Below are 13,796 nucleotides of genomic sequence, written 5' to 3'. Positions count from 1 at the left end.
ACGGCGGTATGTTGCGAACGCGCATGCGAACCAGTTGCAACCGCGTTCATATGTGTTACAGAGAACCATTCTCAGTTCGACTTGGGTCCGCCTCTTGTACGTCTGCAACTGTAACGGCCTGCGCCAGCGTGACGTCGCCCTCGCCATCGAGGCCGGCGCGACCCGCCCCCGTGAAATCTTCGCGCGCAACCAGTGCCAGGCGCAGTGCGCCAAATGCGTCTGCGAGATGCGTCAGATGATCGACGACAGCCGCGAAGCATTCGCACTCGCAGCCGAGTAGTCGCGGCCAAAAATCACTCGCAATATCAATGTGCGTGATAAATACTCTCAAATAAACAACAGTCGATTTCCTGTGCTAAACGCCGTTTGAACAGACGGCGGATGAGTCTGGACGCGCCCCGGCGTCCCGTCCGCGAGACGAGCAAGGACCATGGCCATGAAGGGCGACCCCGCGATCATCCGCACCCTCAATGCGGTGCTGACCAACGAACTGACGGCGGTGAACCAGTACTTCCTGCACGCCCGGATGTTCGAGAGCTGGGGCCTGGCCCACCTCGGCAACGTGATCTACGAGGAATCGATCGGCGAGATGAAGCACGCCGACATGCTGATCAAGCGCATCCTCTTCCTCGACGGCCTGCCCAACCTGCAGGACCTGCACAAGCTGAAGGTCGGCGAGCATCCGATCGAATGCCTGGGCGCCGATCTGCAGCTGGAGCTGGACAGCCGCGTCACCACCTCGGCCGCCGTCACCCAGTGCGAGGAAGCCCGCGACTACGTCAGCCGCGATCTTCTGATGAAGATCCTGGCCGACACCGAGGAGCACATCGACTTCCTCGAGAACCAGCACAAGCTGATCGAGCTGATGGGCGCCCAGAACTACCTGCAGTCGGCGATGAAGGAGATCGTCACCGACGGCGCCGCCACGGGCAACTAAAGCACTTCGCGGCGGGACAGGTGGGCGATCGCGAGCAGCAGCACGACGGTCCCCGCCCCTGCCCCCAGCGTCAGGGCCGTCGCCGCGCGCCACGGCTCTGACGCCAGCATGTTCACGGGCATCTGCCAGGGGAAGAAGACCCCCTGCTTGGCCGCCGTGGCCACCACCGAGAAGAAGGTCCCGCCGATCCCGACGGCAAGCGCCGGGACGAAGCTGGAAAACCTGAGCGCAGTCCACAGCTGGATCGCGATCATCAGGATCGCCGCCAACAGCACCTTGCCCATCAGAATGACCTGCGCGGCGACCTCCAGGGTCCCCGTCGGCATGATCTCCGGCTTGACCGCCGCCGCGCTGTAGATGGCTCCCAGCGTCAGGACGAGGTTCAGCAGGCTCATCGCCGCGGCCACCGCGATCACGCAGATCGCCTTGGCGGCGTAGAGCTTCCAGCGCGCCACCGGCAGGGCCCTCAGATGATCCCAGGCACGCGGCCCGTGTTCCATATGGGCGACCAGGGCGGTCAGGGCCGTCACGCTCATCGGCAGCATGAAGAAGGCCCAGATGCCGGTCGAGGACTGGGTCCACATCTCCCACGGCTGGGGCTTGCCGCCCCTCAGCAGGTTGAAGAACAGGAAGACGGCGATCAGGCTCGGCGCGGCGACGGCCAGCAGGGCGGCCAGAGACCGGTTGAGCTTGCGCGCTTCGACAGTGAGGACGGCGATCATCGGACGGTCTCCGGTTGGCGTTGGATTGCGGACGGCTGCGACACCTCGCGATAGATGCCCTCCAGCGAGCGGGCGCGCGGCCCGATAGCGAAGACGGAAAGGCCGGCCTGGATCAGGGCGCGGTTGAGCTCGGCGGACCGGCGGTCGGCGTCGTCGCCGGAACGCAGCCGTGCAGCCAGGCCATCGTCGCCGTTGATGACCGTCAGGTCCCAGCCGCGCAGCACCTCGGCCGCCCGCACGGGATCGTCGGTCCGGACCGCGATCTCGGGCGCGAGGTCGGACTTCAGCCGTGACAACTCCCCCTCCAGCACGAGCCGGCCTTCGTTGACGATACCGATGTGGGTCGCCGCCTGTTCGATCTCGCCCAGCAGGTGGCTGGACAACAGGACGGTCGCCCCCGTGCGGTCCGGCAGGCTCTTCAGGAAGCGGCGCATGTCGGCGATGCCGTCGGGATCGAGGCCGTTGCTCGGCTCGTCCAGCACCAGCACCGGTGGCGCGCCCAGCATGGCCCGGGCCAGCCCCAGCCTCTGACGCATGCCCAGCGAATAGTCGGACACCCGCCGACCGGCGTTGTCGCGCATCTCGACCACCTCCAGCACCCGCTCGACCTCGGTCGCCGGCACGCCCAGCAGGGTGCGGGTCAGGTCCAGGTTCTCGCGCCCGGTCAGATTGACGTAGAAGCCGTGCGCCTCCAGCAGGGCCCCGACCCGCCGGGCCGCGCCCATCCGGTCACGCGTCACATCGACGCCGTCGACGAAGGCCGAACCCGCGCTCGGACGGATCAGGCCCAGCAGCATCTTCAGCGTCGTCGTCTTGCCCGCCCCGTTGCGACCGAGGAAGCCGTAGACCGCCCGCTCGGGCACGGTCATCGACACCCGGTCGACGGCGCACCGCGCGCCGAAGCGACGCGTCAGATCCCGTGTTTCGATCGCCATGGTCATGCTCGCCGCCCTCGATGTCGTTTAACTCTTAGATAAAGTTGCGGACGACGCGTCTTTAAGTCAAGATTAAAGACAAGACAGGATTCGACCACTTCTCAGGAGCCTCGCATTGGCCCGCGCCGACACCGCCCGCTTCCGCCGCCTGTGCGGCCAGTTCCGCTGGCTCGCCATCTTCATGGTGATCAGCGTCGGGGCCGTCGCGGCCCTGATGTATGTGATCGCACCGACCGTTCTGGGTCTGCGCGGAACCCTGCCCAGCCCCGGTATGCGCATCCTGTCGGGGCTGATCATGGGCGCGCCGTCGGCCTGCTATCTGTTCGCCGTCTGGTCGATCGGCCGGGCCATGGGCGAGCTACAGAAGGGCCGGTTGATCCAGCCGACCCTGGCCAGCGCCTTGCGCCGCGTCGGTCTCTCGCTCGGCGTGGGAGGGGTGCTGCAGGTCTTCGTCGTCACCAACCTGCTGCGGCTGATCGGTGAGACGAAGGGCGGCTATCTCTACTGGGATGTCGGGGCCATGACGCTGGGCATGATCGGCGGGGCCCTGTTCCTGCTCGGCCGGGTCGTGGATCAGGCCGACCATGTGCAGGCCGAACTCGACGAGATGATCTGATGCCCGTCCGTGTGACCCTCGACGCCCTGATCGTCAAAAAGGGGATCAAGGCCCGCGACCTCGCCGCCGAGGTCGGGCTGTCGGAGACCCAGCTGTCCCTGTTCCGCTCGGGCAAGGTGAAGGGCATCCGCTTCCGCACCCTGGCCAAACTCTGCGCCGCCCTCGACTGCCGTCCGGGCGACCTGCTGGACTATGCCTTCGATCCGGACGACCTTCAGCAGGCCGACGAAGAGTAAGCGGAACTGATCACCGCCCCGCTCATTGCTCCGTCGGGATAGACGGGCTGAAGGACACGGGCATGAGCGCCATCGACGAACTCATCGACGACGTACAGGACCAGGCGACCGACCTGCTCAACTCCCAGGGCCGCTCCGGCGCCCATGTCGCGACCGGCATCGTCCTGACCGTCGGCTTCGCCCTTCTGGCCACGGCCCTGGCCTCCAACACGCTCAAGCCAAAACGCTCCAAGCGCCATCTGCGCGACCGGGCCATGCCGGTGATGGAGAAGCCGCGCGGCGCCTTCAGCCTGATCCTGCCTGCCGTCTTCTCGGCGACCACCCTGTCGGCGGTGCGGGTCTGGAACGCCCCGGCCAGCCGCGAGCGGTCACTTGCCATGGGCCTGTGGTTCGCCGCCCAGACGATCAACGCCGTCTGGCTGGGCCTGCGCCCGGCCTCGATGCGGAGCCAGATCGCCGCCGCCATGTCCTCGGCCGGTCTCGCCGCCGCCTTCGCCTTCGAGGCCCGCAAGCTGGACGAGGGGGCAGGCAAGATCGCCGCCCCGATCGGCAGCGGCACCCGCGTCGCCAACTTCATCCAGCGCAAGACCGATCAGGTCACGGGGCGCACCCTGCACTAAGCCTGCCCCGGGTTGCCCTTTTCGGCGGCTTCCTCTAGGGATCGCGCCCTCTTTCGCGCGCCCGTCACGGGACCGGCTGCGCCACTCAGACAGTGAATCTCATGGCGAAGATCAACGGCAACACCATCAAGCCCGGCATGGTGCTCCAGCACAACGGCGGCCTCTGGGTCGTCACCAAGGCCAGCCACGTCAAGCCCGGCAAGGGCGGCGCCTTCGCCAACGTCGAGGCCAAGAACCTCGAGACCGGCAACAAGCTGAACGAGCGCTTCCGTTCGGAAGACAAGGTCGAGCGCGTCACGCTTGAGCAGAAGGACTTCTCCTACCTGTACGAACAGGGCGACGCCCTGGTCTTCATGGACGACGCCACCTACGAGCAGATCGAACTGCAGAAGGACTGGGTCGGCGAGGATTCGATCCCCTACCTGCAGGATGGCATGAAGGTCGTCATCGAGATGCACGAAGGCCGTCCGATCGGCCTGGAGCTGCCGGAACAGGTCACCCTGACCGTCGCCGAGACCGAGCCGACCGTGAAGGGCCAGACGGCCTCGTCGTCCTACAAGCCCGCCATCGCCGACAACGGCGTGCGCATCATGATCCCGCCCTATATGTCGGCGGGTGAACGCATCATCGTCGACACCTCGACCGGCGAATACGTCCGCCGCGCGGACTAAACGACCGCACTACGATCCGGAGGCGCATTCCGCGCCTTTGCACATGAACTTCTCCGTCTGTCCGGGCATTTGAGCCTTCTCAAGGACAGACGGACCAGGAGATTCCGACCATGGCCCTCGCCTCCGCCCTCGTTTCCGTCATGATTGACGCGGTCCGCAAGACCGCCCGCCCGATGCTGCGCGACTTTGGTGAAGTCGCCCATCTGCAGGTCTCGCGCAAAGGCCCCGGCGACTTCGTCACCCAGGCCGACATCAAGGCCGAGGACACCCTCTTCGAACTGCTGATGAAGGCCCGTCCGGGCTACAGCTTCCTCGGCGAGGAGCGCGGCCTGATCGAGGGCACCGACAAGTCGCACCGCTGGATCGTCGACCCGATCGACGGCACGACCAACTTCATGCACGCCATGCCCCACTTCGCGATCACCGTGGGGCTGGAGCGCTTCGCCCCGGACGGCTCGTCGGAGATCGTCGCCGGCGTGACCTACAACCCCGTCATGAACGAGCTGTTCTGGGCCGAGAAGGGCAAGGGCTGCTATCTGAACGACCAGCGCGTCCGCGTCGCCGGCCGTCGCGACCTGTCCGAGAGCCTGATCTCGACCGGCCTGCCCTTCATCGGCAAGTCGGGCCACGCCCAGTCGATCAAGGACATCCACGCCATCGGCCAGCGCACCGCCGGCATCCGCCGCCTGGGCTCGGCCGCGCTGGACTTCGCCTGGGTCGCCTGCGGGCGCTACGACGCCTTCTTCGAGCGCAACCTCAAGCCCTGGGACGTGGCGGCGGGCATCCTGTTCGTCACCGAGGCCGGCGGCCTGGTCACCACCATCGAGCAGGACGGCGATCCCAAGACCGGCTCGACGGTCCTGGCGTCCAACACCGAACTGCACCCGCAGCTGCGCAAGGTGCTGCAGGCCGCCTGATCCGGAAGCGGCTGGCCTTCACGGGCCTGTCGCGCCCCTGCCCTACCCATGGGCCATGATCCGCGCCATCCTGACCGCCGCCCTTCTCCTGCTGACGGGAGCGCCCGCCTTGGCCGAAAACCATCCCGTCGTCATCGCCCACCGCGGCGCCTCGGGGCTGCGGCCGGAGCACACCCGCGCCGCCTATGAGCTGGCCATCGAACAGGGCGCGGATTTCATCGAGCCCGATCTGGTCATGTCGAAGGACGGCGCCTTCGTCGTGCGGCACGAGAACGAGATCGGCGGCACGACCGATGTCGCGGCCCACCCTGAGTTCGCCGACCGCAAGACGACCAAGGTCATCGACGGCGTCTCCACCACCGGCTGGTTCACCGAGGACTTCACGCTTGCCGAGTTGGGGACGCTGAAAGCTCGCGAGCGCCTGCCCGCGTTTCGCCCTGCCAACACCGCCTATGACGGCCAGGACGGGATCCTGACCTTCGACGAGGTCGTCGCCATCGCCCGCGAGGCCTCGGCCCGCACCGGCCGCGCCATCTCGGTCGCGCCCGAGCTCAAGCACCCGTCTTACTTCGCAAGCATCGGCCTGCCGATGGAGGACGGCTTCGTCGCCATGCTGGAGCGGCTGGACCTGACCGGCGCCCACGCCCCGATCCTGATCCAGTGCTTCGAGGTCGGGCCGCTGGAGCGGCTGTCGGCCCGCATCCGCTCGCCCCTGCTGCAGCTGATGAGCGGCGCGGGCGGTCCGGTCGACAAGCCCGGCCTGACCTATGCCGCCATGGCGACGCCCGAGGGACTCGCGGCCATCCAGGCCTATGCCGGGGCGATCGGCGTCGAAACGGCGATGATCGTACCGCGCGGCCTAGATGGCGCCTCCCTGCCCGCCATGCCTCTGATCCCGGACGCCCATGCGGCCGGGCTGAAGGTGGTGTCATGGACCTTCCGCGCCGAAAACGCCTTCCTGCCGGCCGAGTTGCGCCGGGGCGACGGGCTGGCCGATCACGGCGACCTGGCGGGCCAACTCAGGCAGTTCCGCGATCTGGGCGTCGACGCGGTGTTCTCGGACTTCCCGGGGATCGCGGTCGACGCGTTCAGGCCTTAAGCGAGCGTCGCGATCGCCTCGATCACCTCATCCACCACCGCCTCTTCCGTCTGCCACGAGCACACGAAGCGCACCGAGCCGTCGTCGAAGCGGTAGCAGGCCCAGCCGAGGGCGTTGAGACGGGCGTGGGCCTCCTCCGGCATCCGCACGAACACCGCATTGGCCTCGACCGGATGGGCCAGGACGAAGGGCGAGCGGGCCTCGATGCCGTCGGCCAGCCGCTGGGCCATCAGATTGGCGTGGGCCGCGCCGTCCTCCCAGGCGTTCGTCTCCAGCAAACCCAGGAAGGGCGCGGCGAGGAACCGGCCCTTGGACGCCGTCTGCCCGGCCTGCTTCAGCCGGTTGTCCAGACGCCGGGCCAGCGACTTGTCGAACAGGACAATGGCCTCGGTCCCGTTGGCGCCGGCCTTGGCCCCGCCGAAGATCAGGATATCGACGCCGAGGCGCGGGATCTGGGTCAGGTCGAAGCCCGCCGCCGCCGCATTGGCCAATCGGGCCCCGTCCAGATGCACGCCGTACCCCATGGCCTTCACCGGCTCGATCAGGTGGCGCAGCTCTTCCTCGGTATAGACGGTGCCGTATTCGGTGGACTGGGTCAGGGACAGGGCGGCCGCCGGCTGGCGGTGACCGACCACCGGCTCGGCGAGCGCGGCCTCCAGCGCCCTCTGGTCGATCTTGCCGGACAGGCCCGGCAGGCCGATCAGGCCGACGCCCTGACCGAAGAAGCCCGGCGCTCCGGTCTCGTCGGTACAGACGTGGGCCGCCTGATGGGCCAGGACGGCCTCGAACGGGAAGGCCAGCATCGACAGGGCGATGGCGTTGGCCGCCGTGCCTGAAAACACGAAACGGATCTCGGCGTCGGCGTCCAGCCTCTGACGGATCTGGTCGGCGGCGCGGGCCGTCGTCTCATCCGCGCCATAGGCCCGGGCGAAGCCGGTATTGGCCTCGATCACGGCCTGAAGCGCCGCCGGGGCCATGCCGGCGGTGTTGTCGGATCCGAAGTCGTAACGCATGCCCGCCCTAGCCTTCACTCTGGTCTGCGCCGCGGCTGTCCGCTGACGTCTCGTATGTGGGTTTGCCGGGCTTACGCCTCCGCGCGGCGGCTGTCTCGTCATACTCGGGCGCGCCCTCTTCCGGGGTGTAGGGGACGGCGACCTGATGCGGGAAGGGAATCTCGATCCGGGCGTCGTCCAGCGCCTCCTTGGCGGCCTGAAGCACATCGGCCTTGGCCTGCCAGTAGTCGCCCGACAGGGTCCAGGCCTGCAGCGTCACCTCGACCGAACTGTCGAGCAGACCAGTGACCCCGGCCCAGGGCGCGGGATCGGGCAGCACCTTCTCGTGAGCGGCCGCCGCCTCGGTCAGGACGTCGCGCACCTGGCTGAGGTTGGCGCCGTAGCCGACGCCGATCTTCAGCTCCATCCGCCGCGTCCGCTGGCCCGACAGGTTCAGGATGGTGCCGTCGAAGACCTTGGAGTTGGGGATCACGATCTTGACGTTGTTGGCGTCGATCAGCTGGGTCGTGAACAGGTCCAGCCGCTGCACCTTGCCGACATTGCTGGACAGATTGATCAGGTCGCCCACGCGATACGGCCGCAGAACCAGCAGCATCACCCCCGCCGCCACGTTCGACAGCGTGCCCTGCAGCGCCAGGCCGACAGCCAGCGATGCGGCGCCGAGCACGGCGATGATCGAGGTCGTCTGGACGCCCAGCCGCTGCAGCACGGCGATGAAGCCGATCAGGAAGACCAGCACCCGCACCACCTGCACGGCGAAGCTGAGCACCGTCGGATCGTGGCGGAAGCCCCGCACCCGGCCCAGAGCCCGCCGCGTGCCCGCCGCCGCCCAGCGCGAGGCGAACAGGGTGGCGATCAGGATGATGATGGCGATCGTGGCGCTGACGGCGAAGTCGCCCGCCATGTCGGTCAGCTTGGCCACCATGGCGGCGTCCAGGGCGACGACCTTCTGTCCGGCGGCGACGGCGTGATCGAGGGGATTAACGAGGGTCGAGGTCATTGAGCCGGGTCTAACGCCTCAGCTTCGATTTGGAACCCGTGAAGGTGTTTCATTTCGACGGTCGGCGAAGAATCGCAGAACCATTTGCGGAGACTAGTGACGGCGCTTGGCGAAGAGCGTCAGGGGTCCCAGCCAGTCCAGTGCGTGCGTCGCGTCCAGCCTTTTGTCGCAACTCGGACAGTCTTCACCGTCAGCAGTACCTGATCCCAGCCAGATCGCGCCTTCGACAGGCTTGAGCTGCCATCGACACGGGATACCCAAAAAGAAGTCCTTCGAAAGCGTCGCATCAAACCGGCGCGTTATTCTCTCCCCCTCTCCTGAACCCTGGAGCACGCCCAGCGGGATCAGTTCATAGGTCCCTCTGACCAGATCCAGGCCGTCGTCAGGAAATGGATCAGGCTCAACCTTGACCCCTCTGACGATGAACAGGACGACCTTTTCGGACCGGAACGCGTCCACAAAAGTTGCCCGGGACGGATGGCACAGCCTGTCGGCTGGATCTTCATGCGGATGCGCATCCGCCGGCCCCGCCGTGACCAGAGCTGACATCAGCACCGCGCCTGCAAATCTGGTCAACATGGCTTTGGTCCCCCCTCCGCCAAACTGCCTCCAACGGCGTGCGCTTTCCAGTCGTAACGAGCGCCCGGGGGCACAGTTTTCGTCAGATCCCCTCCCCCGTGCGCCCCGAAACAGAATGCGCTAGCCTCCCCTCCGACGGGACAAGATCGGCTTGAAGCTGACACCGGTGTCAATTGGGAAGGAAGCAGATGCGCAGAACCATGCTGGGCGGGCTGATGCTCGCCATGATCGTCGCCGCCGGCCAGCCGGTCATGGCCCAGGACACCCTGGTCGGGCTGGCTCCCGTGCGCGGCTATACGGATGTCCTCTTCGACACCACGGCCGAGCGCTACGACATTCTGGTCGACGCCTCCCGGCCCGAGGACCCGGCGGCGCACCGCTACCGCACCCTTCAGGCCGCCTATGCCGCCGCGCCTGAGGGCACGCGCGAGCGGCCGACTGTGATCGGTCTGATGCCCGACGTCTATCAGCTGAACGGCACGGAGACCGACACGGGCCTGACCATCACCAAGGCCAACATCACCCTCATGGGGCTGACGCGCGACCGGCGCAGCGTGGTCATCGCCGACAACCGGGGCAACAAGCAGGGCGCGGCCAACAACGGCTTCACCATGATGGTCGACGCCGACGGCTTCTCGATGATCAACCTGACCATCCTGAACTACTGCAACCTCGACTACGACTATCCCGGCGATCCGTCGAAGAGCCTGAAGAAGCGGTCGGACGTGATCACCCAGGCTGTGGCCATCCAGATGCAGGGCGACCGCCACATCTATTCCCACGTGGCCATCCTCAGCCGGCTGGACACCATGTTCAACCGGACAAAGCGGTCGTACTTCACCCACGCCTATCTGGAGGGAACCGACGACTATCTCGGCGCGCCGGGCGGCAGTGTCTGGGAGGATTCCGAGATCAACTTCATCGAAGGCGGCGGCATCCTGTTCGCGGGCGGCACGATCTTCTTCCGGACCCGCTTCCGGGCGACGAAGCCGATGACCTTCTACAAGATCCCCGTCGCGCCCGTGGCCCTGATCGAGTCGACCCTGCCGGACGTGCCAGTCGCCTGGTTCGGCTGGGCGGCGCCCGAGCGGTCCAGCGAATATTCCCTGACCTGGCACACCATCACCGAGAGCGGCCGCCCCGTGGACATCCTCGACAGCGTCGTCGGGGAGCCACGCCGCACCCTGACGCATGAGCTGTCGGACGTGGAGGTCCTGGCCTTCAACAGCTTCAACCTGCTGCGCTGGACGCCCGAGGGTGTAGACGACGGTTGGGATCCGGCGGGCTTTGTGGCGCGGCACGGGGGCCAGACGCCCGCCCTGCCCTTCCGCATCAAGCTGACCAACGGCGTGTCACGCATCCGCACGGATCAGGCGCCGGTCGAGGTTTCGGCGCAGGTCTTCCCGGCCTCGGGCACGACGCGGGTACACTGGACGACGACCTCGCCGCTGGTCCGGCTGAGCGCGGCCGAGGGCGACAAGGTCACGGTCACGGCGGCGAACCACACCGACCAGACCCAGACGGTCCCGATCCGGGTCTCGGCCGACAACGGCTTTTCCTCGACCGCCTGGATCACCGTCGATCCGGCGTATCGCCCGGCGCCGGCTCTGACCCGTCAGCCGGTGCTGAGGCGCACGCCCGAGGGGCTGCGGCTCGACTACGACCTGACCCTGCCCGCCGGGCGCGAGGACCGGTCGCGGATCACCTGGTTCGCCTGCCCCGACGCTGCCTGCGCCCGGCCTCAGCGGCTGGCCGAGACGCGTGGCGACGCCCCGTTCCGCGACTTGCCCATCTCCGGCAATCTGCAAGGCCAGTATGTGATGGCCTCGATCGCGCCCGAGCACGACCTCAGCCTGCCCGGCCAGGTCTGGACCAGCGATCCGGTCCCGGCGCCCGTCGACATCCACGCCCCCGGCGGCGGCGTCGATTTGCACAGCCTGCCCGACACCACGGTCGAGCGCCGCTGGGAGAGCGACTGGAAGCTGACGGGCGCCTGGACCTCCGAGGCGCCCGCCGCGCCCGATAGTTCCTGGGGCATGCGCGTCGGCGGCGAGGACTCGACCCTGCTCTATGTCGGCCACCCGGAAGCGGGCGACATGGACGTCATCGTCGAGATGGACACCGACAAATACGAGGGTCAGGGCTTCGCCATCCCCGGCTCGCCCAGCGACATCCCGGATGCGACCGGCAAGCGCGGCCCCTATGCCGAAATCCTGTTCAAATACGACCCGGCGACGCGGACCGGCTATTCCCTGCGCTTCTGGCGCTCGACGCGATCGGCGACGGCGGTGGTGTTCCAGCTCTACCGGATCGTCGACGGCCACGGGACGCCGATGGGCGAGGACCGGCTCACGGGGGTGATCAAGCCGACCACCACGATCCGCATCCGCACGCACGGGAGCGCGGTCGAGGTCACCGGATCGAACACGAAGGACGAGGAGACCCTGGCCCTGACCGGGACGATCGAGCCCAACCGCTTCGGCGGCGCCGGCTTCTTCTGGACGGCGTCACGGCGCAGCGGCTCGGTGGTGTTGAGGGGGCTGAAGGTCGAGTACCCGGCGGGACGCTAGTCCTTCGACAGCTCCCGGGCGCGTCTGAGGGCGGCCCCCACAGCGGCGGCGACGGCGTCGTCGAGGGCCGAGGCGGCGTTCAGAGCCTTGAGGCCGGCCTCGGTGGTGCCGCCGGGCGAGGCGACGCGGGCGATCAGAGCCTCAAGGCTTTCGGACGGATCGGCCGAGGCGGCCGAGCGGACCGCGCCCCGGGCCAGGGTCAGGGCTGCTGCGGGATCCAGACCGGCCTCCTCCCCCGCCGCAGCGAGGGCGCGGGTAAAAGCATGAACGTAGGCGGGGCCCGAGCCCGCCACCGCGGTGGCGACGTCCATCAGATCCTCACTCGTCAGATCGACGACCTGGGCCAGGGGCGCGAACAGGGCGTGAGCGACGGCGCGGGCGCTGTCGTCGGCGGACCAGACGGCGGCGATGCCATGGCCCGTAGCCACCGCCGTTGTCGGCATGACCCGGGCGACAGGACGCGACGTCAGAGCCTCCCCGATGTCGGCGGCGCGCACCCCGGCCATGACCGAGACGATCGTCGCGTCCTCCGGCAGGGCGGCGACCAAAGGCTCCACGGCGCCCTTCCAGTAAGCCGGCTTGACCGACAGGACGACGGCGCGGGCGTTTGCGAGCGCCTCAGACGGCGGATTGACCCGCGCGCCCTTCACCCGCGCGGCCTCCGCGACGGGCTTTTCGGACGGGGTAAGGATGATCAGTTCGGCGGGATCGACCGCGCCGGTCAGGAGCCAGCCCTCGACAATGGCCGAGCCCAGCCGGCCGCAGCCGACCAGGACCACCGGCCTGCCGCTAACCGCCATCAGGCGGTGCCGACGGTCTCGAACAGGCAGGCGTCGATGGCGTCCTGCGGCTTCTTGTTGCCGCGGATCATGAAGTCGAAGGCCGGGTAGTAGCGGTCGGCGGTCTCGACGGCGGCGTCGATCATCGACGCGGCCTGGGCCAGGGTCGGGCGCTCACCGTGCGGCAGGGCCAGGGAGTGGCGGAAGACGATCTCGCCGTCCTCGGACCAGACCTCGAAATGGCCCATCCAGGTGCGCTGGTTGACCAGCGAAACCAGCTCATAGGCGGCGCCGCGGCGGGCCTTGGTCGCGCGCAGGTCGAGGGCACAGCACAGCTGCAGGCAGTCGCCCTCGGGACGCCAGGCGAACCACAGCTCATAGTCCTTCCAGTCGCCAGCAAGGGCGAAGGCCAGATCGCCGTCGTCCGTCCGGTCGAAGGGCAAATTCTCTGCGTTGAGCACGTGTTCAACTACGTCCAGCGGATCGTAGGGAACATCGACCTCCTCAGGCCTCACGGCGTCCATCAATATTCCCCGATCAGCAAGAGAGAGCCCGGTCGATGGGCCGCGACTGCCGCGACTCATCGATCATGGCGGGACGGTAGACGTGTTCGCGGATTCGGCTCAACCGGCTGCGTCCGGGGCGGGAGTTCCACCTGTGGACGTTCCCGTGGCAGGCTTCTTCGCTGCCTTTTTCTCAGTGGTCGGAGCGCCTTTGAGCGTCGCGATTTCGGCCCGCAGGGCGGCGATTTCGGCCTTGAGGGCGTCGAACTCGTCGCGACGGACCAGGTCCATTTCGGCGGCGACGCGGTCGGTCTGCGCGCGGAAGGCGGCCTTGGCCTCCTCCCCTGCCGCCTGGGCCAGGCCCATGGCGCCGGTCGTCAGCTTGGCGAACTCGTCGAGGATGGGATTGCGGGTCTGCATGGTCGTCTCCGCCCCGAATGAATCGCTTCGGGAGTCGTTAATGAGGGTTACTCGATATGGTGAACGAAACCTTTCCGTCCAAGCGACTTATAGCCGCCGTCGGCCGGAAAGCGGCCAGCCCCGAAGCCGCCGTGATTGAGAGGGAAGACGGCGCCAGCGACGCTTGCTACACCGCAGGC

General features: G+C 67.6%; 17 protein-coding genes. 9 read left to right on the top strand and 8 right to left on the bottom strand.

Features of this window, described 5'->3' with window-relative positions:
* The first annotated feature begins 94 nt into the window (after positions 1-94).
* Both AC1ROD_RS06605 and bfr read left to right on the top strand, forming a co-directional pair.
* Positions 95-280: a (2Fe-2S)-binding protein gene (locus AC1ROD_RS06605; protein ID WP_492032089.1), complete on the top strand. Its 186-nt coding sequence runs from the start codon at positions 95-97 to the stop codon at positions 278-280.
* 156 nt (positions 281-436) lie between these two features.
* Positions 437-937, top strand: a complete 501-nt coding sequence (gene bfr, locus AC1ROD_RS06600) for a bacterioferritin (RefSeq protein ID WP_492947445.1) — start codon at positions 437-439, stop codon at positions 935-937.
* Here the strand turns inward: bfr and AC1ROD_RS06595 are convergent.
* Together AC1ROD_RS06595 and AC1ROD_RS06590 are read right to left on the bottom strand one after the other, a co-directional pair.
* A complete protein-coding gene (locus AC1ROD_RS06595; RefSeq protein WP_492947444.1) occupies positions 934-1,659 on the bottom strand; it encodes an ABC transporter permease in 726 nt (241 codons plus the stop codon). The two genes, bfr and AC1ROD_RS06595, sit on opposite strands and share 4 nt — an antisense overlap.
* Complete coding sequence (locus tag AC1ROD_RS06590; RefSeq protein WP_492947443.1) at positions 1,656-2,600, bottom strand: ABC transporter ATP-binding protein; 945 nt, start codon at positions 2,598-2,600, stop codon at positions 1,656-1,658. Before AC1ROD_RS06590 ends, AC1ROD_RS06595 begins: the two co-directional genes overlap by 4 nt.
* A gap of 109 nt (positions 2,601-2,709) precedes the next feature.
* Between AC1ROD_RS06590 and AC1ROD_RS06585 the strand changes: the two genes are divergently transcribed.
* The 6 genes from AC1ROD_RS06585 to AC1ROD_RS06560 all read left to right on the top strand — a co-directional run bounded on the left by AC1ROD_RS06585 (position 2,710) and on the right by AC1ROD_RS06560 (position 6,753).
* A complete protein-coding gene (locus AC1ROD_RS06585) occupies positions 2,710-3,210 on the top strand; it encodes a DUF2975 domain-containing protein (protein ID WP_492947442.1) in 501 nt (166 codons plus the stop codon).
* Positions 3,210-3,446, top strand: a complete 237-nt coding sequence (locus tag AC1ROD_RS06580; protein WP_492947441.1) for a helix-turn-helix domain-containing protein — start codon at positions 3,210-3,212, stop codon at positions 3,444-3,446. The genes AC1ROD_RS06585 and AC1ROD_RS06580 overlap by 1 nt, the downstream gene beginning before the upstream one ends.
* Positions 3,447-3,508: 62 nt before the next feature.
* Positions 3,509-4,066: a tryptophan-rich sensory protein gene (locus AC1ROD_RS06575; RefSeq protein WP_492947440.1), complete on the top strand. Its 558-nt coding sequence runs from the start codon at positions 3,509-3,511 to the stop codon at positions 4,064-4,066.
* Between the two features lie 101 nt (positions 4,067-4,167).
* Positions 4,168-4,737 (top strand): elongation factor P, encoded by a 570-nt coding sequence (efp, locus tag AC1ROD_RS06570; protein ID WP_492947439.1) that lies wholly within the window; start codon positions 4,168-4,170, stop codon positions 4,735-4,737.
* A gap of 110 nt (positions 4,738-4,847) precedes the next feature.
* On the top strand, positions 4,848-5,654 hold the full coding sequence (locus AC1ROD_RS06565) for an inositol monophosphatase family protein (RefSeq protein WP_492947438.1): 807 nt from the start codon (positions 4,848-4,850) through the stop codon (positions 5,652-5,654).
* Positions 5,655-5,709: 55 nt separating this feature from the next.
* Positions 5,710-6,753, top strand: a complete 1,044-nt coding sequence (locus AC1ROD_RS06560; protein ID WP_492947437.1) for a glycerophosphodiester phosphodiesterase — start codon at positions 5,710-5,712, stop codon at positions 6,751-6,753.
* Here the strand turns inward: AC1ROD_RS06560 and AC1ROD_RS06555 are convergent.
* The 3 genes from AC1ROD_RS06555 to AC1ROD_RS06545 form a co-directional block, all read right to left on the bottom strand.
* Entirely contained in the window at positions 6,750-7,766 is a 1,017-nt protein-coding gene (locus AC1ROD_RS06555; protein WP_492947436.1) for a threonine aldolase family protein, read from the bottom strand. The two genes, AC1ROD_RS06560 and AC1ROD_RS06555, sit on opposite strands and share 4 nt — an antisense overlap.
* A gap of 7 nt (positions 7,767-7,773) precedes the next feature.
* Positions 7,774-8,766 (bottom strand): mechanosensitive ion channel family protein, encoded by a 993-nt coding sequence (locus AC1ROD_RS06550; protein WP_492947435.1) that lies wholly within the window; start codon positions 8,764-8,766, stop codon positions 7,774-7,776.
* Positions 8,767-8,859: 93 nt separating this feature from the next.
* The gene (locus tag AC1ROD_RS06545) at positions 8,860-9,345 is read right to left on the bottom strand and encodes a hypothetical protein (protein WP_492947434.1); all 486 of its coding nucleotides are present in this window, start codon (positions 9,343-9,345) and stop codon (positions 8,860-8,862) included.
* 188 nt (positions 9,346-9,533) lie between these two features.
* Here AC1ROD_RS06545 and AC1ROD_RS06540 point away from each other — a divergent pair, with 188 nt between their 5' ends.
* Positions 9,534-11,915 (top strand): pectinesterase family protein, encoded by a 2,382-nt coding sequence (locus tag AC1ROD_RS06540; protein WP_492947433.1) that lies wholly within the window; start codon positions 9,534-9,536, stop codon positions 11,913-11,915.
* On the opposite strand, the gene AC1ROD_RS06535 is transcribed toward AC1ROD_RS06540, so the two are convergent.
* From AC1ROD_RS06535 to AC1ROD_RS06525, 3 genes are all read right to left on the bottom strand, one after another.
* Complete coding sequence (locus AC1ROD_RS06535) at positions 11,912-12,715, bottom strand: pyrroline-5-carboxylate reductase family protein (RefSeq protein ID WP_492947432.1); 804 nt, start codon at positions 12,713-12,715, stop codon at positions 11,912-11,914. The two genes, AC1ROD_RS06540 and AC1ROD_RS06535, sit on opposite strands and share 4 nt — an antisense overlap.
* Complete coding sequence (locus AC1ROD_RS06530; RefSeq protein WP_207868002.1) at positions 12,715-13,218, bottom strand: type III secretion system chaperone family protein; 504 nt, start codon at positions 13,216-13,218, stop codon at positions 12,715-12,717. The genes AC1ROD_RS06535 and AC1ROD_RS06530 overlap by 1 nt, the downstream gene beginning before the upstream one ends.
* A 99-nt stretch (positions 13,219-13,317) precedes the next feature.
* Complete coding sequence (locus AC1ROD_RS06525; protein ID WP_492947431.1) at positions 13,318-13,617, bottom strand: accessory factor UbiK family protein; 300 nt, start codon at positions 13,615-13,617, stop codon at positions 13,318-13,320.
* Positions 13,618-13,796 lie beyond the last annotated feature (179 nt).

Source organism: Brevundimonas sp. GW821-FHT12E07 (assembly GCF_058807035.1).
This window is presented reverse-complemented; position numbering and strand designations above follow the sequence as displayed.

What these genes read in the sequence shown, in the direction of transcription:
- bfr (WP_492947445.1), top strand. Translation starts at nt 437, where the DNA reads ATGAAGGGCGACCCCGCGATCATCCGCACCCTCAATGCGGTGCTGACC.
- AC1ROD_RS06595 (WP_492947444.1), bottom strand. Translation starts at nt 1,659, where the DNA reads ATGATCGCCGTCCTCACTGTCGAAGCGCGCAAGCTCAACCGGTCTCTG.
- AC1ROD_RS06590 (WP_492947443.1), bottom strand. Translation starts at nt 2,600, where the DNA reads ATGACCATGGCGATCGAAACACGGGATCTGACGCGTCGCTTCGGCGCG.
- AC1ROD_RS06580 (WP_492947441.1), top strand. Translation starts at nt 3,210, where the DNA reads ATGCCCGTCCGTGTGACCCTCGACGCCCTGATCGTCAAAAAGGGGATC.
- AC1ROD_RS06575 (WP_492947440.1), top strand. Translation starts at nt 3,509, where the DNA reads ATGAGCGCCATCGACGAACTCATCGACGACGTACAGGACCAGGCGACC.
- efp (WP_492947439.1), top strand. Translation starts at nt 4,168, where the DNA reads ATGGCGAAGATCAACGGCAACACCATCAAGCCCGGCATGGTGCTCCAG.
- AC1ROD_RS06565 (WP_492947438.1), top strand. Translation starts at nt 4,848, where the DNA reads ATGGCCCTCGCCTCCGCCCTCGTTTCCGTCATGATTGACGCGGTCCGC.
- AC1ROD_RS06560 (WP_492947437.1), top strand. Translation starts at nt 5,710, where the DNA reads ATGATCCGCGCCATCCTGACCGCCGCCCTTCTCCTGCTGACGGGAGCG.
- AC1ROD_RS06555 (WP_492947436.1), bottom strand. Translation starts at nt 7,766, where the DNA reads ATGCGTTACGACTTCGGATCCGACAACACCGCCGGCATGGCCCCGGCG.
- AC1ROD_RS06550 (WP_492947435.1), bottom strand. Translation starts at nt 8,766, where the DNA reads ATGACCTCGACCCTCGTTAATCCCCTCGATCACGCCGTCGCCGCCGGA.
- AC1ROD_RS06545 (WP_492947434.1), bottom strand. Translation starts at nt 9,345, where the DNA reads ATGTTGACCAGATTTGCAGGCGCGGTGCTGATGTCAGCTCTGGTCACG.
- AC1ROD_RS06540 (WP_492947433.1), top strand. Translation starts at nt 9,534, where the DNA reads ATGCGCAGAACCATGCTGGGCGGGCTGATGCTCGCCATGATCGTCGCC.
- AC1ROD_RS06535 (WP_492947432.1), bottom strand. Translation starts at nt 12,715, where the DNA reads ATGGCGGTTAGCGGCAGGCCGGTGGTCCTGGTCGGCTGCGGCCGGCTG.
- AC1ROD_RS06530 (WP_207868002.1), bottom strand. Translation starts at nt 13,218, where the DNA reads ATGGACGCCGTGAGGCCTGAGGAGGTCGATGTTCCCTACGATCCGCTG.
- AC1ROD_RS06525 (WP_492947431.1), bottom strand. Translation starts at nt 13,617, where the DNA reads ATGCAGACCCGCAATCCCATCCTCGACGAGTTCGCCAAGCTGACGACC.